General features: G+C 62.9%; 17 protein-coding genes. 3 read left to right on the top strand and 14 right to left on the bottom strand.

Features of this window, described 5'->3' with window-relative positions; genetic code table 11:
* Window positions 1-42: 42 nt before the first annotated feature.
* The 7 genes from MJ205_RS00820 to MJ205_RS00790 form a co-directional block, all read right to left on the bottom strand.
* Window positions 43-825 (bottom strand): MlaA family lipoprotein, encoded by a 783-nt coding sequence (locus tag MJ205_RS00820; RefSeq protein WP_312833738.1) that lies wholly within the window; start codon window positions 823-825, stop codon window positions 43-45.
* A 20-nt stretch (window positions 826-845) separates the two neighbouring features.
* A complete protein-coding gene (mlaD, locus tag MJ205_RS00815; RefSeq protein ID WP_239810760.1) occupies window positions 846-1,325 on the bottom strand; it encodes an outer membrane lipid asymmetry maintenance protein MlaD in 480 nt (159 codons plus the stop codon).
* Window positions 1,326-1,363: 38 nt separating this feature from the next.
* Window positions 1,364-2,146 (bottom strand): lipid asymmetry maintenance ABC transporter permease subunit MlaE, encoded by a 783-nt coding sequence (gene mlaE / locus MJ205_RS00810; RefSeq protein ID WP_239810759.1) that lies wholly within the window; start codon window positions 2,144-2,146, stop codon window positions 1,364-1,366.
* Complete coding sequence (locus MJ205_RS00805; protein WP_239810758.1) at window positions 2,146-2,973, bottom strand: ABC transporter ATP-binding protein; 828 nt, start codon at window positions 2,971-2,973, stop codon at window positions 2,146-2,148. The genes mlaE and MJ205_RS00805 overlap by 1 nt, the downstream gene beginning before the upstream one ends.
* Before the next feature lie 271 nt (window positions 2,974-3,244).
* Complete coding sequence (locus tag MJ205_RS00800) at window positions 3,245-4,033, bottom strand: amino acid ABC transporter ATP-binding protein (RefSeq protein WP_305852709.1); 789 nt, start codon at window positions 4,031-4,033, stop codon at window positions 3,245-3,247.
* Window positions 4,034-4,087: 54 nt separating this feature from the next.
* A complete protein-coding gene (locus MJ205_RS00795; protein ID WP_239810757.1) occupies window positions 4,088-4,741 on the bottom strand; it encodes an amino acid ABC transporter permease in 654 nt (217 codons plus the stop codon).
* Between the two features lie 209 nt (window positions 4,742-4,950).
* Complete coding sequence (locus tag MJ205_RS00790; protein WP_239810756.1) at window positions 4,951-5,763, bottom strand: amino acid ABC transporter substrate-binding protein; 813 nt, start codon at window positions 5,761-5,763, stop codon at window positions 4,951-4,953.
* 257 nt (window positions 5,764-6,020) lie between these two features.
* On the opposite strand from MJ205_RS00790, the gene MJ205_RS00785 reads away from it, so the two are divergent.
* The 3 genes from MJ205_RS00785 to MJ205_RS00775 are packed head-to-tail and all read left to right on the top strand — an operon-like array spanning window position 6,021 to window position 7,479.
* The gene (locus MJ205_RS00785) at window positions 6,021-6,458 is read left to right on the top strand and encodes a DUF3293 domain-containing protein (RefSeq protein ID WP_239810755.1); all 438 of its coding nucleotides are present in this window, start codon (window positions 6,021-6,023) and stop codon (window positions 6,456-6,458) included.
* A 30-nt stretch (window positions 6,459-6,488) separates the two neighbouring features.
* Window positions 6,489-6,788, top strand: coding sequence for a putative quinol monooxygenase (locus MJ205_RS00780; protein ID WP_239810754.1), 300 nt, complete (start codon window positions 6,489-6,491; stop codon window positions 6,786-6,788).
* Window positions 6,789-6,846: 58 nt separating this feature from the next.
* Window positions 6,847-7,479, top strand: coding sequence for a LysE family translocator (locus tag MJ205_RS00775; protein ID WP_239810753.1), 633 nt, complete (start codon window positions 6,847-6,849; stop codon window positions 7,477-7,479).
* A gap of 63 nt (window positions 7,480-7,542) precedes the next feature.
* Here the strand turns inward: MJ205_RS00775 and fghA are convergent, their stop codons facing one another.
* The 7 genes from fghA to MJ205_RS00740 all read right to left on the bottom strand — a co-directional run bounded on the left by fghA (window position 7,543) and on the right by MJ205_RS00740 (window position 18,747).
* Window positions 7,543-8,409: an S-formylglutathione hydrolase gene (gene fghA, locus MJ205_RS00770; RefSeq protein ID WP_239810752.1), complete on the bottom strand. Its 867-nt coding sequence runs from the start codon at window positions 8,407-8,409 to the stop codon at window positions 7,543-7,545.
* Window positions 8,402-9,703, bottom strand: a complete 1,302-nt coding sequence (locus MJ205_RS00765; RefSeq protein WP_239810751.1) for a DEAD/DEAH box helicase — start codon at window positions 9,701-9,703, stop codon at window positions 8,402-8,404. Before MJ205_RS00765 ends, fghA begins: the two co-directional genes overlap by 8 nt.
* 145 nt (window positions 9,704-9,848) lie before the next feature.
* Window positions 9,849-10,964: an S-(hydroxymethyl)glutathione dehydrogenase/class III alcohol dehydrogenase gene (locus tag MJ205_RS00760; RefSeq protein WP_239810750.1), complete on the bottom strand. Its 1,116-nt coding sequence runs from the start codon at window positions 10,962-10,964 to the stop codon at window positions 9,849-9,851.
* A 58-nt stretch (window positions 10,965-11,022) separates the two neighbouring features.
* Complete coding sequence (locus MJ205_RS00755; protein ID WP_182343504.1) at window positions 11,023-11,289, bottom strand: metal/formaldehyde-sensitive transcriptional repressor; 267 nt, start codon at window positions 11,287-11,289, stop codon at window positions 11,023-11,025.
* Window positions 11,290-11,505: 216 nt separating this feature from the next.
* Window positions 11,506-12,981, bottom strand: coding sequence for a glutamate synthase subunit beta (locus tag MJ205_RS00750; RefSeq protein ID WP_239810749.1), 1,476 nt, complete (start codon window positions 12,979-12,981; stop codon window positions 11,506-11,508).
* Window positions 12,982-13,085: 104 nt separating this feature from the next.
* The gene (locus MJ205_RS00745; protein ID WP_239810748.1) at window positions 13,086-17,867 is read right to left on the bottom strand and encodes a glutamate synthase-related protein; all 4,782 of its coding nucleotides are present in this window, start codon (window positions 17,865-17,867) and stop codon (window positions 13,086-13,088) included.
* A gap of 178 nt (window positions 17,868-18,045) precedes the next feature.
* On the bottom strand, window positions 18,046-18,747 hold the full coding sequence (locus tag MJ205_RS00740; protein WP_239810747.1) for a transposase: 702 nt from the start codon (window positions 18,745-18,747) through the stop codon (window positions 18,046-18,048).
* Between the last annotated feature and the right edge of the window lie 121 nt (window positions 18,748-18,868).

Genomic DNA, 18,868 nt, shown 5'->3' with positions numbered 1-18,868 from the left:
CATGCACCATCCTGTTTGTTGTAAGGCTTTATAACGTTTCGCTTACTTCCCGTTGCCTTGAGCAGCAGGTTCAGCAGCCGATTCGTTCATCCACTGGGTTTCGTCCTCCTCGTCACCCGAACGGGTCGCGTTTTCACGCAACTGCAGATAGGCATCACGGGTAAAGCTGTACTTGTCCAGCGCAGCGGACTGCACCAGCGAGGTCGTGCCCAGCAGATTGGCGCGGGTATTGACGATGCGCAGACCGGTCAGCGAGTTGCGCACCGGCACATCGTTGATCGAGCTGACCACGTTGCCCTGCCAGTCCACCACCATGCCCGCTGAATCGCGGATGGTCGAGGGGCCGAGCAATGGCCAGACGATATAAGCGCCTGCAGGCATGCCATAGCGGGCCATCGTCAGGCCAAAGTCCTGCTTGTGGCGTTCGATGTCCATCTCGCTGGCGATATCGATCAGACCGCCCAGACCGAACACGGTGTTGGTCGTAAAGCGCACCACGCTGTTGTAGGTACCTTCACCCTTGAGCTGCAATGCATTGTTCACCGCCGACCACAGATCACCCAGGTTGGCGAAGAAGTTCGTCACGGCGGTACGCACGACGGTCGGCGTCACATCGCGGTAGCCGGTGGCCACGGGCTCGAGCACCGCACTGTCGACCGCATCGTTGAAGCTGAACATCGCGCGGTTGTAGGGCTCCAGCGGGTCGCGCGGGTTGGCGCCGGGCCCGCTGGCACAGCCGCTCAGCACCGCCGCCAGACCCAGGGAGGAGGCCAGCAGCCAGCTGCGGGCACGTGCATGGGGTTGCTTGGTTGGATAACGCATCATCGTTCTCTTTTTTGCTTGTGTTATTCGGTAGGTTTGGGAGCGGAACTCTCCGATGCCTTGCCATAGAGGAACTGGCCGATCAGATTTTCCAGCACGATAGCCGATTGTGTATTGGTGACGGTATCACCACTGACCAAGGGCTTTTCGTCGAAGCCGGCCTCCACCCCCACATACTGATCGCCCAGCAGTCCACTGGTCAGGATCTTGAAGGAGCTGTCCTTGGGGAAGGCATAGCCATTGGTCAGCTCGATATGGACATCGGCCTGAAAGGTCTGGTCGTTGAAGCCAATGCTCTTGACGCGTCCCACCTTGACCCCGGCGCTGCGCACTGCGGCCTGGGGTTTGAGACCGCCAATATTGTCAAAGCGGGCGGTCACTTCATAGCCTTTGTTGAAATCCAAGGTCAGCAGGTTGCCTGCGCGCAGCGCCAGGAACACCAGCGCGGCAGCGCCCAGCATGACAAACAGGCCAACCCAGATATCGGTTTTGGAGGGCTGCATATGCGAATCCGTTTCTCTTTTCTATCGATAGGTAGGCGTCAGATGCTGAACATCATCGCGGTGAGCATGAAATCCAGCGCCAGCACCGACAACGAGGCCATCACCACGGTGCGCGTGGTGGCACGCGAGACACCTTCAGGGGTGGGCTTGGCGACAAAGCCCTGGAGCAAGGCGACAAAGGTCACCGTGATGCCGAACACCACGCTCTTGATCACGCCATTGCCCAGATCCTTGAATACATCGACGCCGCTTTGCATCTGGCCCCAGAAGGCGCCACCATCAATGCCGAGCAGCAGCACGCCGACGATCCAGCCCCCCATGATGCCGATGGCGCTGAACACCGCAGCCAGCAATGGCATCGCAATCAGGCCCGCCCAAAAGCGGGGTGCCAGAATGCGTTCGACCGGATCGACGGCCATCATCTCCATCGCAGACAGCTGCTCGCCCGCCTTCATCAGGCCGATCTCGGCTGTCAATGCGGTGCCGGCCCGCCCGGCAAACAGCAGCGCCGTCACCACCGGGCCCAGCTCGCGCAGCAGGGTCAGGGCCACCATCATGCCCACCGCCTCGGCTGAGCCGTAGCGCTGCAGGATGTAGTAGCCCTGCAGACCCAGCACAAAGCCGACAAACAAGCCCGACACGCCAATGATGGCCAGCGAGTAGTTGCCCAGAAAATGGATCTGGTCGCGCAGCAGACCGGGGCGCTTGAGCACATAGCCCAGCCCGGCCAGCAGGCGCAGCAGCAAGCGTGTGGCCTGGCCCACTGCGGCCGCCTTGGAACGCAGCGCAAAACCAATATCAGCAGGGTGCCACCAACGCATCAGCGGCCTCCTTTCAGTGCATCCACGCCAAAATCCGCATCCAGACTGGGGCCCTGCACATGGAAAGGCACGGGGCCCTGCGGCAGCGCATGGACAAACTGGTGCACCAGCGGATCGCTGCTGGCACGCACCTCATCGGGCGTGCCCTGCGCCGCCACCACGCCGGGGCCGAGAATAATGACTTGGTCGGCCAGCTTGAACGTCTCTTCCAGATCGTGCGAGACGATGATGCTGGTGAGGCCCAATGCATCGTTGAGTTCGCGGATCAGCTGGGCCGATGTACCCAGCGAAATCGGGTCCAGACCGGCGAAAGGCTCGTCGTACATGATGAATTCGGGGTCCAGCGCCATCGCGCGGGCCAGTGCCACGCGCCGCGCCATGCCCCCGGAAATCTGCGAAGGCATCAGATCACGTGCACCGCGCAGGCCCACGGCCTGCAGCTTCATCAGCACGATGTCGCGCACCAGCCCGTCGGACAGATCGGTGTGCTCGCGCAGCGGAAAGGCCACGTTCTCGAACACCGTCATATCGGTGAACAGCGCGCCAAACTGGAACAGCATGCCCATGCGGCGCCGCGCGGCGTACAGCTGCGCCTGGCTCATCGCGCCCACATCCTGGCCATCGAGCAGCACCTGACCGGCCTGCGCACGGGCCTGGCCGCCGATCAGCCGCAGCACCGTGGTCTTGCCACCGCCGGACGCCCCCATCAGCGCCGTCACCTTGCCACGCGGGATGGTCAGCGACACATCGCGCAGGATGGTGCGGTCACCATAGCCAAAGGTGACATTGCGCAGTTCGACAAGAGGTGGTGAGGCAGAAGATTGCATAGAAAAGCCGGCAACATCCGGCATCGTCATCATAAGAGGGGGCAGGGCTCTTTTCTGTAGTCAGTTGCCGCAGCGCAGGAGAGCAGCTTACGGCTTGTAACAAACATTCATGAATGTATTTAAATCGTCCGATCGTAACCCGGACTGCCTAAGCCCCGCAAGGCCGCAGGCTATTGTTGCGGCCTGTGCCATCAAGCCAGCCTTCAGCATCGCACAGAAGGCGTTGACGCGGCTTGCCTGCAGCGTCAACAACGGTGAGAAGCGCCCGTAATTAGAGCATATTGTCCAGAAAGGAACGAATGCGCGGATGGCTGCAGTCTTCGAAAAATGCCCGCGCCGGCTTGGCCTCGATCAGCGCGCCCTGGTCCATGAAAACAACGGTTTGGGCCACCTCACGGGCAAAGCCCATTTCGTGCGTGACGACCAGCATGGTCATGTGCTCCTCGGCCAGCTGGCGCATCGTGCGCAGCACTTCGCCCGTCAGCTCCGGATCGAGCGCCGAGGTGGGCTCGTCAAACAGCATGATGTCGGGCTCCATCGCCAGCGCCCGGGCAATGGCCACGCGCTGCTTTTGGCCGCCCGACAGGCGCGCCGGATACGCATCGGCCTTCTCCAGCAGGCCCACCTTGCGCAGCAGCTCCTGGGCCTTGGGCATGATCTGCTCGCGCGTCAGGCCCTTGACGACCATCGGTGCCTCGGTGATGTTGTCAATCACCGACAGATGCGGGAACAGGTTGAAGCCCTGGAACACCATGCCCATGCGGCGCAGAATCGCCCGCATCTGGGCCTCCGGTGCGTACTGGGCATGGCCTTGCGCATCGGTGCTGACGAGGGTCTGGCCCTCGACCACCACCGCGCCCGAATCGATCACTTCAAGGTGGTTCAAGCAGCGCAAAAAGGTGCTCTTGCCCGAGCCCGATGGCCCGATCACCGCCATCACCTCACCCTTGTGGATATCCAGCGAGACACCCTTGAGCACCTCATTGCCATTGAAGGCCTTGCGGATGTCGCGCGCCTGCACCATTACCGGGGTGCCCATGTCATTGCCTGTCATTGCCATTCTCCTGCGCTGTTCGCTGCTACTGCTTCGTGCCGATTCATCGTTACGCACTGTTTAGGCGTCATATCTGGCATAGCGCTTTTCCAGGCGGTTGAAGCCCCAGGTCAACACCAGCGTCATCAGCAGGTAGAAGGCGGCCGCCACCACAAAGGGCGTGGTGGTGAAGTCGCGCTGCACAATGCCGCGCGCGGCGCGCAGCAGGTCGTTGAGAGCGAGCACATAGATCAGCGACGTGTCCTTGACCAGCGTGATGGTCTCGTTGCTGACCGGCGGCAGGATGGTGCGCACCATCTGGGGCAGCACAATGCGGCGCATGGTCTGGCTGTAGGACAGGCCCAGCACCTTGGCGCCTTCATACTGGCCCCGGTCCACGCTCTGGATACCGGCGCGGAAAATCTCCGCAAAATAGGCTGCGTAGTTGAGCGCGAATGCCACGACGGCCGACGGGAAGTCCGGCAGGCGCACGCCGATCACCGGCACAAAGGGCAGCGCGAAGTAGATGAACAGCAGCTGCAGCATCAGCGGTGTGCCGCGCATCAGCCAGATATAGGCCTCGACAAAGCGCGCCAGCGCCTTGAAGCGCGAGATGCGCGCCAACGCCAAGGCCAGACCCAGCGGCACCGACAGCGCCAGGGTGATGAAGAACAGCTTGAGAGTCACCAGGGCGCCGTTTGACAGCGGCCCCAGCATTGAAATTACATAATCCATCGATGGCCTTCAGGGTGGCACCGGCTCCGCGGGCCTGGTTGCCACAGGCACGAGTGCCTTGGAACGCGTTGGCGCTCCCGGTCTGGCACTCCTGTCATAAAAATCCGTTCTGGCCGCCGGGCAGCGCCCAGCGCTGCGGCGGCCATGGGCCGTGCCCAAAAGCACAAGACCGGCACGCTGTGCCGGCCCGGTGCGAAGTCACCTGCAGATCAGTGCTTGATCACGTCGGCGCCAAACCACTTCTTGGCGATTTCTTCGGCCTTGCCGTCCTTCTTCATCTCAGCCAGCACGTCGTTGATCTTGTTGCGCGTGGCTTCGTCGTCCTTGCGGAAGCCCACACCATAGTCCTCGGTGCCAAAGTCGTCGGCCAGCACCACGTAGTTGTCAGGCTTCTTGGAGACCAGGTAGCGGCCGACCACTTCGTCCACCACCACGACATCCAGGCGGCCGGCTTCCACATCCATCAGTGCAGCGATGTTGTCGCCAAACAGCTTGGTTTCCTTGAATTGGGAGGACAGTTCCTTGTCCTTTTCCATCGCGGTCACGGCGCTGGAGCCTTCCTGGGCGCCCACGATCTTGCCAGCCATGTCGGCCTTGGTCTTGATCGGCGAGCCCGCCTTCACGATGATGATCTGCTTGTTGACCATGTAGGGGTCGGTGAAGAGGATCTTTTCCTTGCGCTCTTCCAGAATGGTCAGGCCATTCCACAGGGCGTCGACGCGCTTGCCCAGCAGCTCGGCTTCCTTGGCGTTCCAGTCGATTGGCTTGAATTCCACTTCGATGCCAGCGCGCTTGGCCGCTTCGCGGGCCATGTCGATGTCAAAACCCACGATTTCGTTCTTCTCGTCACGGAAACCCATCGGCGGGAAGTTGTCGTCCAGACCGACCACCAGCTTGGTCACCGCTGCAGCAACAGGCGCAGGCGCGGGTGCTTCAGCCGCAGGCTTGGGCGCATCATTCTTGCCGCAAGCGGTGAGCAAGGCAGTCAGCGCCAGGGTGGCAACGAAAGAACGTTTTTTCATGTGTCTCAACCAAAGAGAAAGACAAAGTAAGAGCACTTGACTTGATTTTTACAAGCATCAGAGTGCGGGCGAATCGCGTATTGTCTCCGATCACACGAATTTCGTGTCGCTTATGGGGAAAACTCCGCCGGCCTAGTCGGACGTCAGCAAGCCGCTACGATGGCTGCCCTGGTCGCCATACAGAGACCAGGGCATCTACATTTCACGGCCTTCTATACCGCGAGTGAATGATTTACAACACTGGCGTCCCCTCATTTATGACCACCCTCTCGCCCGAACTGCGCAAGGCCTTTGAAGAAACCCGGTACCACGTGCTGATCCAGGCTCCGTTCCTGCTGCAGGTGGGCCAGGCCCAGGCGGCGCTCGGCGCACTGTACCGGCAGCACCAGACCGATTGCAGCTGCTTCATCACCGCCTTCAACCCCATGGGTGAGCTGCTGGACAAGGACGAAAATATCGAACGCCATGCCCAGTTGGGCCGCGCGCTGGGCGCCGCCGGCTTGGCCGCGCTGCCTGCGGTCGCCCAGCACCCCGCCAATGGCTGGCCGGCTGAACCGGGCTTTCTGGTCATTGGCCTGGGCCGCGACGATGCCCAGCGCTGGGCGGCGCAGTGGGAGCAGCTGGCGGTGGTGTGGACCAGCGCCGACATGGTGCCCCAGCTGCTGGAAACCAAGGTGCCTGGCTGGATGCGCTGACCCTAAAATGGCCCGCTGATAGGAGAAGCCATGCTGTTGATCGTTGGTACCGTTCGCCTGCCCGCCGCCAACCTGGAACGCGCGCTGCCCGCCATGCGGGCGATGGTGGAAGCCTCACGCGCCGAGGCAGGCTGCCTGGAATATGGCTATGCCCAGGATGTACTGGAGCCCGGGCTGATCCACGTCAAAGAGCTGTGGAGCGACCAGGCTGCGCTGGATGCGCATTTTGCGTCCAGCCATATCCAGGCCTGGCGCGCTGCATGGCCTGCGCTGGAGATAGGCGACCGCGCTCTGCGCGTCTATGATGTGGGAGCGCCACGCAGCACTTGATGCGCAGTCGGCGCCTCCTCTCCCGCCACCCTCTTGCACTGCGATTTGCGCCCGCCCCATGCCTGAACTCCACAACTGGCTCGCCTTTGGCCTCATTTCCCTGGGCATGGTCCTGACCCCCGGGCCCAACATGGTCTATCTGATCTCCCGCTCGATATGCCAGGGGCGCAGCGCAGGCTTGATCTCGCTGGGCGGTGTGGCGTTGGGCTTTGTCTTCTACATGCTGTGCGCGTCGCTGGGCATCACCGCGCTGGTGATGGCCATTCCCTACGCCTACGATGCACTGCGCATTGGCGGCGCGTTGTACCTGCTGTACCTGGCCTGGCAGGCGGTCAAGCCCGGCGGACGCGCGCCCTTCGAGCTGCGCCAGTTGCCGCAGGACAGCCCGCGCAAGCTGTTTGCGATGGGTTTTCTGACCAACCTGCTCAACCCCAAGATCGCGGTGATGTACCTGTCGCTGCTGCCGCAGTTCATCGATCCGGCGCATGGCAGCGTTTTTTCCCAGTCGATGGTGCTGGGTTTCACGCAGATCGTGGTCAGCATCAGCGTGAATGCCGCCATCGCGATGCTGGCCGGCTCGATCGCCGGGTTTCTGGCCAGCCGCCCCCGCTGGGTGCAGGTGCAGCGCTGGTTGATGGGCACCGTGCTCGCGGGCCTGGCACTGCGCATGCTGACCGAGGCGCGCAAATAAAACAGGCGCCCCAGCCCGGGGTGGGCGGCAGCGCCTGGCAGAAATCCGCGTATCGGCTTCTGTCTACAGCTGGCTCACATGAAAGCGCAGGTGCTCGTCGATAAAGCTCTGGATGAAGTAATAGCCGTGGTCATAACCGCCATGGCGGCGCAACGTCAAAGGCTGGCCGATCTGCGCACAGGCAGCTTCAAAGGCTTCGGGCAGCAGCTGCTTTTCGAGCAGGAACTTGTCGGCCAGGCCCTGGTCGATGAGGATGCCGGCCGGGTAAGGCGGCTGCTTTTGCGCGGCCATCAAGGCGGTGGCATCGTGCTGCGCCCATTCGGCCTGGTTGGCGCCCAGATAGCCAGCAAAGGCTTTCTGGCCCCAAGGGCAGTTAATGGGGTTGGCAATCGGCGCAAAGGCCGAGACCGACTTGAACACGCCGGGATGGCGCAGCGCCAGGGTCAGCGCGCCATGGCCGCCCATGCTGTGGCCAAAGATGCCCAGGCGCTGCAGGTCGATTGGCAGTTTGGCACCCAGCAGTGGCAGCAGGTCGTCGACGATGTAGCTTTCCATGCGCCAGTGCAGTGCCCAGGGCTTGGCCGTGGCATCCAGGTAGAAACCGGCACCCACGCCAAAATCCCAGCTCTGCGCTTCGCCAGGCAGGCCCGCGCCGCGCGGGCTGGTGTCGCAGGTGACCAGGGCCACGTTCAGCGAAGCCGCCAGGCGCTGCGCGCCGGCCTTGGTCATGAAAGTCTCTTCGGTACAGGTCAGGCCCGCCAGGTACAGCAGCGCCGGCACTTTCTCGCCCTCCACCGCCTTGGGCGGCAGAAACACCGAGAACTTCATCGCCAGGCCGATCTGGCTGGAGAAATGCTCATAAAAACGCTGGGCGCCGCCAAAGCAGGCATGGGCCGCCTGCAGCTTGAGGCTGGCTTGGGCATCAGACATCGGAATTTCCTTCGGTAGGGGCTTGCGGGGATGCGGCCTGGGCGGCCGCTGCACGCAGCTTGTCTTTCTTGCTCATGCGCTTGCCCTTGATGCCGCCATTGCCGGCATCTTCAGAGGGCGCATGCGCGGGCACGGCTTCGGTGACCGGGTACTGGTCCAGGGTCTGCAGCGCCACATCGAGCCCATTGCGCTTGGCAATCAGCTTCCAGTGCGCCAGGCTGGCGGGGGTCACCAGGCTGATGGCCAGGCCCGAGATACCGGCCCGGCCGGTACGGCCGATGCGGTGGGTGTAATCAGTGGGCGAGCGCGGCAGGTCGTAGTTGATGACCAGGGGCAGTGCCTCGACATGGATGCCGCGCGCGGCCAGATCGGTGGTCACCAGCACCTGCCACTGGCTGCTGCGGAACTCCTGCAGCACCTGCTGGCGTGCGCCCTGGCTCAGCTCGCCATGGAAGGCGGTGGCGCTGATGCCCTTGTCATAGAGCTTGTTGGCCACATGCTCGGCACTGTAGCGGCTGGCCACAAACACCAGCATGCGCTGGCCGGCGTACTGGGTCACCAGCTCGCGCAGCCAGGCGGTGCGCTTGGCGGCATCGAGGTAGTAGGCCTCCTGCACGATGGTGGCATCCTGCAGGTGGGTTGAGGCGATCTCCACCTTCTCATGCGTGGCACGCAGCAAGGTGGGCACCAGCGCCTGCACCGCTGGGGCAAAGGTGGCCGACAGCAGCAGGGTCTGGCGCTGCTCGCGCGGCGGCACCAGGGCCAGCACGCTTTGCAGTTCTTCGGCAAAGCCCAGGTCCATCAGCCGGTCGGCCTCGTCCAGCACCAGGGTGCTGATGGTGTCCAGCCGCAGCTTGCTATGCGCCACCACATCGAGCAAGCGCCCGGGCGTGGCAATCACCAGATCCACACCGCCGCGCAAGGCCAGCAGCTGGGGGTTGATGGACACGCCGCCGGTGAGCACGGCCACCTTGGGGCGGCGGCCCAGCGCCTCGCCGACAAAGTAGACCAACTCGGCCACCTGGGTGGCCAGCTCGCGGGTAGGCACCAGGATCAAGGCCTTCGTCTCATGGCGGCCCGCCTGGCCTGCTGCATCGCTGAGCATCCAGGCCTGCATCAAGGGCAGCACATAGGCCGCCGTCTTGCCAGAGCCGGTCGGCGCGCAGCCCAGCAGGTCACGCCCGTCCAGAATGGCCGGAATGGCTTGGGTCTGGATGGCCGTGGGTGCAATCAGGCCATGGGCCTGGGCAGCGTGGGCCAGCGACGGGGCAAGGCCGAGAGAGGTAAAAGACATGGATTTCAATGGTGCGGGCCGGCCCGCAGGGACAACAAGCCTCGCATTGTCGCCCCTGGCACCGCTGCCAGTGGCGTGCAGGACTATTGCGTCCCGTGCTGGCAGCCGACGCTGGCCATCACGGACCAGCGGCCTTCAGCGATGCTTAGCTGGCGTAATTGACCACCGAGCGGATCGACTTGCCTTCATGCATCAGGTCGAAAGCCTCGTTGATCTTGGCCAGACCCATGGTGTGGGTGACAAACGGTTCGAGCTGGATCTTGCCGGCCATCGCGTCTTCCACCATGCCGGGCAGCTCGCTGCGGCCCTTGACGCCGCCAAAGGCGGTGCCCAGCCATTTGCGGCCGGTCACCAGCTGGAAAGGACGGGTGGAGATCTCCTGGCCCGCGCCTGCGACGCCGATGATCACGCTCTGGCCCCAGCCACGGTGCGCGCATTCCAGCGCTGCACGCATCACCTGGGTGCTGCCGATGCATTCAAAGCTGTGGTCCACGCCCCAGCCGGTCATCTCGACGATCACCTGCTGGATCGGCTTGTCGAAGTCCTTGGGGTTGATGCAGTCGGTCGCGCCAAAGGTCTTGGCCAGCTCGAACTTGCCGGGGTTGGTATCGACGGCAATGATGCGGCCGGCCTTGGCCAGCTGCGCGCCCTGGATCACCGCCAGGCCGATGCCGCCCAGACCGAACACGGCCACGGTATCGCCCTCTTGCACCTTGGCGGTGTTCTTGACGGCACCCAGGCCGGTGGTCACGCCGCAGCCCAGCAGGCAGACCTGTTCGGGGTTGGCATCGGGGTTGACCTTGGCCAGCGACACGGCGGCCACCACGGTGTATTCGGAGAAGGTGGAGCAGCCCATGTAGTGGTAGATCGGCTCGCCGTTGTAGCTGAAGCGCGTGGTGCCGTCGGGCATCACACCCTTGCCCTGGGTGGCACGCACCGCCACGCAGAGGTTGGTTTTGCCGCTCTTGCAGAACAGGCATTCGCCGCACTCGGCCGTGTACAGCGGGATCACATGGTCGCCCGGCTGGACGCTGGTGACGCCCTCGCCCACTTCCACCACAATGCCGGCGCCTTCATGGCCCAGCACCGCCGGGAAGATGCCTTCCGGGTCATCACCGCTCAAGGTGAAGGCATCCGTGTGGCACACGCCCGTGTGGGTGATCTTGACCAGCACTTCGCCCTTCTGGGGTGGCGCGACGTCGATCTCGACAATCTGCAAAGGCTCTCCGGCTTTGAAGGCAACAGCGGCGCGGGATTTCATGGGGGACTCCTTGGGTCAAAAACGGGGGAAACAGTCAGGCGCGGATATGACCACACGCCTATTTGAGGTACGAGCGCAGCAGCGACAGCATTTCGTCAATGTCCGCCTGCGACGGCGCGGGCTGCCGGGCCATGGTCTCGCGCATATGGCCATCGAGCAAGTCGGCCATCAGCCCATGCACGGCACCGCGCATCGCTGCCAGCTGCTGCAGGATCGGCGCGCAATCACTGCCCGCCTCCACCGCCCGCTCCAAGGCCTCCGCCTGGCCTTTGATGCGGCGCAGGCGGGTGATGGCGCGGTGCTTGTCTTCGGCGTTATGGGGCATGGCAGGCGGTGTTCGCAACGGCGCAAAAGCACGCCAAATACAGGTACTGGGCCACAGTATAAATGCAATTGATAAAAATTACATATGAAAAATAGATGAAAACCCGAGGTACCCCCAGGGGGTATGCTGGGTATCTCGGATGCTCTCAGGCCGAGCGGGCACAAAAAAAGACCGCAGCCTCGGCTGCGGTCTTGGGTCGGTGAGTGGCTACCGGTTTTAGCGCGGCAGATCGCTCCAGCCCATCAGGTACTCGTCGACGGCGCGCGCGGCCTGGCGGCCTTCGCGGATGGCCCAGACCACCAGCGACTGGCCACGGCGCATGTCGCCAGCGGCAAACACCTTGTCCACATTGGTGGCGTAGCCGCCGGTGAAGTCGGTGGTCGCACGGGCGTTGCCACGGGCATCCTTGTCGACGCCAAAGGCTTCCAGCACCGGCGAGACGGGGTTCACAAAACCCATGGCCAGCAGCACCAGGTCGGCAGGCCATTCCTTTTCGGTGCCCTTGACTTCGCTCAGCTTGCCGTCCTTGAACTCGACCTGCACGGTGGTCAGGCTCTTGACCTTGCCCTTGTCGCCATTGAACGTCTTGGTCGAGATCGCGAACTCACGCACGGCGCCTTCTTCGTGGCTGGAGCTGGTGCGCAGCTTGATCGGCCAGTAAGGCCAGACCAGCGGCTTGTTTTCCTCTTCGGGCGGCATGGGCATCACCTCGAACTGGGTGACGCTTTTGGCGCCGTGGCGGTTGCTGGTGCCCACGCAGTCGCTGCCGGTGTCGCCACCGCCGATGACGATGACGTCCTTGCCATCCGCACGGATCTGGCCCTTGAGCTTGTCGCCGGCATTGATCTTGTTTTGCTGGGGCAGGAACTCCATCGCGTAGTGCACGCCGTCCAGGTCGCGGCCGGGCACCGGCAGATCGCGCGACTGCTCGGAGCCGCCGGTCAGCAGCACCGCGTCGAACTCCGCCTTGAGCTGCTCGGGCGAGACGGTTTCCTTGGCCCAGTTGGTGACCTTGCTGTCCTTGCCCAGGCCGTCCTTGCCAGCCACCAGCACGCCGGTGCGGATGGTCACGCCTTCGGCTTCCAGCTGAGCGGCACGGCGGTCGATGTGGACCTTGTCGAGCTTGAAGTCAGGGATGCCGTAGCGCAGCAGACCGCCGATGCGGTCGTTCTTTTCGAACAAGGTCACCGCATGGCCCGCACGGGCCAATTGCTGGGCTGCCGCCATGCCAGCAGGGCCGGAGCCGACCACCGCTACCTTCTTGCCCGTCTGGTGCTTGGGAGGACGCGCCTGCACCCAGCCCTCTTCCCAGGCACGGTCGATGATGGCATGTTCGATGGACTTGATGCCCACCGGATCGCTGTTGATGTTCAGCACGCAGGCTGCTTCGCAAGGCGCGGGGCAGATGCGGCCCGTGAACTCGGGGAAGTTGTTGGTCGAATCCAGCACATGAAAGGCTGCCGCCCAATCGGCGCGGTACACCAGATCGTTGAAATCCGGAATGATGTTGTTGACCGGGCAACCGCTGTTGCAGAACGGCGTGCCGCAATCCATGCAGCGGGCGCCTTGCTGCTTGGCCTGCTGCGAGTTCAGGCCAACAACAAATTCCTTGTAATGCTTGAGGCGGTCCTCAACGGGGGCATAGCCCTCGTCGATACGCGCATATTCCATAAAGCCTGTGACTTTTCCCATGATCGGATCTCTTGCTTGGCTGCTGCCCGCGCCGCGTTGGCGGGGACAGCAATCGTGGTCATTAATAAGGGTCGGGGTGCTTGGCGGCAGGGCCGCCAGCGGCCTCACTTCGCGGCGGCGTCCACACTCTTCTTGGCCGAGGTCTTGGCCTTGGCGACTTGCGCCTTGGCTTCGGCGCGGGCGTGGATCTCACCCAGCGCGCGCTTGTACTCGGTCGGGAAGACCTTGACGAACTTGCTGCGCACCTCCGCCCAGTTGTCCAGCAGGTCACGGGCACGCTTGCTGCCCGTCCAGCGCAGGTGGTCGGCAAGCAGGCGCTTGAGCTGTGCTTCGTCCGTCTGGCCGTTGTGCCAGATGCCCTTGTCGATGCTGGCCTCTTGCTCGGACTGGCTCAGCACCTTGTCCAACGTGACCATCGTGGTGTTGCAGCGGCTGGCGAACTGGCCGTCCTCGTCATAGACGTAGGCCACACCGCCACTCATGCCGGCTGCAAAGTTGCGCCCGGTCTTGCCCAGCACCAGCACGGTACCGCCAGTCATGTATTCGCAACCATGGTCACCGGTGCCCTCGACCACCGCCGTGGCGCCCGACAGGCGCACTGCAAAGCGCTCGCCGGCCACGCCGCTCAAGAAGGCCTCACCGGTGGTCGCGCCGTACATCACGGTGTTGCCCACGATGATGTTCTTGTGCGCTTCGCCACGGAAATCCAGGCTCGGGCGCACCACCACGCGGCCGCCGGACAGGCCCTTGCCGGTGTAGTCGTTCGCGTCACCGACCAGGTACAGGGTGATGCCGTTGCACAGGAAGGCGCCAAACGACTGGCCACCGGTGCCCTCGACACGGATGTGGATGGTGTCGTCAGGCAGGCCTTCGGGATGCACCTTGGTCACTGCGCCCGAGAGCATCGCGCCCACGGTGCGGTTCACATTGCGCACGGTCTCCAGGATCTTGACCCGCTCGCCCTTGTCGATGGCGGGGCGCGACTTCTCGATCAGGATGTTGTCGAAGGCCTTTTCCAGACCATGGTCCTGGTTCTGCGTGTGGTACAGCGGCACATCGCCCGCCACTTCGGCACGGGCCAGCAGGCGGCCAAAGTCCAGGCCCTTGGCCTTCCAGTGGGTGATACCGGCCTTCATGTCCAGCAGGTCGGCACGGCCCACCAGGTCGTCGAACTTGGCGATACCCAGCTGGGCCATGATCTGGCGCGCTTCTTCGGCGATGAAGAAGAAGAAGTTCACCACATGCTCGGGCTTGCCGCTGAATTTCTTGCGCAGCTCGGGGTCTTGCGTGGCCACACCCACCGGACAGGTGTTGAGGTGGCACTTGCGCATCATGATGCAGCCCTCGACCACCAGCGGTGCGGTGGCAAAGCCGAACTCATCGGCACCCAACAGCGCACCGATCACCACGTCGCGGCCGGTCTTCATCTGGCCGTCTGCCTGCACACGGATACGGCTGCGCAGGCCGTTGAGCACCAGGGTCTGCTGGGTTTCGGCCAGGCCGATCTCCCATGGCGAGCCCGCATGCTTGATCGACGACCACGGCGATGCGCCCGTGCCGCCATCATGGCCGGCGATCACCACGTGGTCGGCCTTGCACTTGGCCACGCCGGCGGCAATCGTGCCGACACCGACTTCGGACACCAGCTTGACGCTGATCGACGAATGCGTGGCGACGTTCTTCAGGTCGTGGATCAGCTGGGCCAGGTCCTCGATCGAGTAGATGTCGTGGTGCGGCGGGGGCGAGATCAGGCCCACACCGGGCACCGAGTAGCGCTGCTTGCCGATGTACTCGGTCACCTTGCCGCCTGGCAGCTGGCCGCCTTCACCGGGCTTGGCGCCCTGCGCCATCTTGATCTGGATCTGGTCCGCAGAGGCCAGGTACTCGGCCGTCACACCAAAGCGGCCCGATGCCACTTGCTTGATGCGCGAGCGCAGGCTGTCGCCGTCTTGCAGCACGTAGTCCGATTCGATCTGGTCCTTGCCGATGATCGACGCCAGCGATTCGCCCTGCTTGATCGGGATGCCCTTGAGCTCGTTGCGGTAACGGGCGGGGTCTTCACCGCCCTCACCGGTGTTGCTCTTGCCGCCGATGCGGTTCATCGCCACGGCCAGGGTCACATGGGCTTCGGTGCTGATCGAGCCCAGCGACATGGCGCCGGTGGCAAAGCGCTTGACGATCTCGGCCGCCGATTCGACCTGCTCGACCGGGATGGCCTTGGCAGGATCGATCTTGAACTCGAACAGGCCGCGCAAGGTCATGTGGCGCTTGCTCTGGTCGTTGATCAGCTGCGCATATTCCTTGTAGGTGTTGAAGCTGTTGGCGCGGGTCGAGTGCTGCAGCTTGGCAATCGCATCAGGGCTCCACATGTGCTCTTCACCACGGGCACGCCAGGCGTATTCGCCACCGGTGTCCAGCATGGTGGCCAGCACCGGGTCGTTGCCAAAGGCAGCCTTGTGGCGGCGGATGGCTTCTTCGCCAATTTCGAACACGCCCAGGCCTTCAACACGGCTGGACGTGCCGGTGAAGTACTTGTCGATGGTTTCGCTGTTGATGCCGACCGCTTCGAACAGCTGCGCACCGCAGTAGGACATATAGGTGGACACACCCATCTTCGACATGATCTTGGACAGACCCTTGCCGATGGCCTTGATGTAGTTGTAGATCGCCTTGTCTGCCGACAGATCGCCGGGCAGGTGCTTGTGGATCGAGGTGATCGTCTCCAGCGCCAGGTAGGGGTGCACGGCTTCGGCACCGTAGCCGGCCAGCACGCCAAAGTGGTGCACTTCGCGGGCGGTTCCGGTCTCCACCACCAGACCGCAGGCCGTACGCAGGCCTTCACGGATCAGGTGCTGGTGGATGGCAGAAAGCGCCAGCAGTGCCTGGATGGCCACGCGGTCCTTGCTGACACCCTTGTCGCTGATGATCAGGATGTTGTTGCCGGTCTTGATCGCATCAACCGCTTGTGCGCACAGCGATGCCAGGCGCGCTTCCACGCCTTCACTGCCCCATTCCAGCGGGTAGGTGATGTCGAGCACGGCCGAGCTGAACTTGCCAGCGGTGTGCGAGCGGATATTGCGCAGCTTCACCATGTCGCTGAAGTCCAGCACCGGCTGGGTCACTTCCAGACGCAGCGGCGGGTTGACCTGGTTGATATCCAGCAGGTTGGGCTTGGGGCCGATGAAGGACACCAGGCTCATCACAATCGCTTCACGGATCGGATCGATCGGCGGGTTGGTCACCTGCGCGAACATCTGGCGGAAGTAGTTGTACAGCGGCTTGTTCTTGTCGGACAGCACGGCCAGCGGGCTGTCATTGCCCATCGAGCCAATGCCCTCTTCGCCGTTCGCGGCCATCGGGCTCATCAGGAACTTGATGTCTTCCTGGGTGTAGCCAAAGGCCTGCTGCAGGTCCAGCAGCTCAGGGGACTTCTGCTCCTCGGCAATCGCACCGAACTCTTGCGAGGCCTTGGCCTGCTGGTCGATCTGCGACTCGCCGGCCACGGGCTTGACCACGTCATCCAGGCGGATGCGCAGGTCTTCAATCCAGCGCATGTAAGGCTTGGCATTGGTCAGCGAGGACTTGACTTCTTCGTCGTCGATCAGACGGCCCTGGTCCAGATCGATCAGGAACATCTTGCCGGGCTGCAGGCGCCACTTGCGCACGATCTTGTGCTCGGGCACGGGCAGCACGCCCGATTCGGAGCCCATGATGACGAAGTCATCGTCGGTCACGCAGTAACGGGCCGGACGCAGGCCATTGCGGTCCAGGGTAGCGCCGATCTGGCGGCCATCGGTGAACACGATCGACGCGGGGCCATCCCAGGGCTCGATCATCGCGGCATGGTATTCGTAGAAAGCGCGGCGGCGCGAATCCATCGTCGCGTGCTGCTCCCAAGGCTCGGGAATCATCATCATCACCGCCTGGGCCAGCGGGTAGCCCGCCATGGTCAGCAGCTCCAGGCAGTTGTCGAAAGTGGCCGTGTCGGACTGGTGCGCAAAGCTGATCGGGTAGAGCTTCTGCAGATCGTTGCCCAGAACGGGCGAGCTCATCACGCCTTCGCGGGCGCGCATCCAGTTGTAGTTGCCCTTGACGGTGTTGATTTCACCGTTGTGCGCCACATAGCGGTAAGGGTGGGCCAGTGGCCACTCGGGGAAGGTGTTGGTCGAGAAGCGCTGGTGCACCAGGCCCAGCGCCGAGACGCAGCGCTCATCTTCCAAATCGCGGAAGTAGGTACCTACTTGATCAGCCAGCAGCAGACCCTTGTAGATCACGGTGCGGCTGCTCATGCTGGGCACGTAGTACTCTTTGCTGTACTTGAGCTGCAGGTTCTGGATCGCCGCGCTGGCGGTCTTGCGGATAACATACAGCTTGCGCTCCAGCGCATCCTGCACGATCACATCGGCGCCACGGCCGATGAACACCTGGCGGATGACCGGCTCTTTCTCGCGCACCGTAGGCGACATCGGCATCTCGCGGTTGACCGGCACATCGCGCCAGCCCAGCAGCACCTGGCCTTCGGCCTTGATGGCGCGCTCCAACTCTTCCTCGCAAGCCAGACGCGATGCATGTTCCTTGGGCAGGAACACCATGCCCACGCCGTATTCACCAAACGGCGGCAGCTTGACGCCCTGGGCGGCCATCTCGTCGCGGTAGAGCGCGTCAGGCAGCTGGATCAGGATACCGGCGCCATCACCCATCAGCTTGTCGGCACCCACCGCACCCCGGTGGTCCAGGTTCTCCAGAATCTTCAGAGCCTGGGTCACGATGGCATGGCTCTTCTGGCCCTTGATGTGGGCCACAAAACCGACGCCGCAGGCATCGTGTTCCAGAGTCGGGTCATACAGACCCTGAGCTTGCATCTGCTCGCGTGCGGTAGCCGACATGGCGCAATCCTTCAAATAATCTATCGCGGGAAGGTCAATGTAGAGCAGCTGTCCATACCCGAGCAAGTATTTTATTTAGGGTCAGATACCAATTATTTTCAAATGATTTTTCTCAACAATTAATTGGGGTCATATTAAAAATAGCCAAATAATCGTTGATATATAAGAAATTTTTGCCTCACTCGCCGGAGGGAGTGGCTAAACGGGGACGGCCCGCACTCTTTTTGTGCAGCCTGCGCACCGTTTTGGACTGCAGGGATTGCACAAAGTCCTCGCTGCCCATCGCCCAGCCGCCCTGTACCGCAGCGGTCAGCGCACCTGACTCACGCTGCGACAGGCCATAGGCCAGCATCTGGGCATAGCGGGCCTCCCGCGCAAAGGGGGTGTTGCCCAAGGCCCAGAACGCCGCCGGATCGCGCAACCACGCCATTGGTTTTGCACCTAAATGGTGCGAACAGCTGGACCAGGGATAGTCTTCCGCCTTGGCGACGAGGCCTGCGCGCTGCGGGTTGGAATCGATATAGATGATGCATTGCAGCAACGGCTCGGCCGGCTCGACCACCGTCGAGCGGTAGCGCCCTTCCCACAAAGTACCGCTGCGCCCGTGGCGGGCATTGAAATAGCGCACATAGGCCCGGCCCAGCGCCTGCATCAACAGCGGCAGGCCCTGCTCGGTCTGGGGTGTGATCAACAGATGGAAGTGATTGGGCATCAGCACAAAGGCATGCACTGCCACCAGGTGGGTCTGCGCCAGCTGGCGCAGCAAATCGCTGAAGTGCTGGAAATCCTCATCATCGACAAAGACCGTCTGCCGGTTGTTGCCCCGGTGCAGCACATGGTGCGGCATGTCGGGAAGACTGAGTCGGGGAAGGCGGGCCATGGACGTACGGGGCGAGGACAGCGGGTGGAGAGGCGGCACCATTATCAACGCTTCCCTGACAGCTAGCTTGCACGCCTCTTCGCTATGATCTAACAGGCAACTATGACAATAACCCGGGAGA

This window comes from Comamonas sp. B21-038 (genome assembly GCF_022387135.1).
GTDB classification, from domain to species: Bacteria; Pseudomonadota; Gammaproteobacteria; order Burkholderiales; family Burkholderiaceae_C; genus Comamonas; species Comamonas sediminis.
Note: the sequence above shows the minus strand (reverse complement) of the source record. Positions and strands in the feature narration are given on the sequence as shown.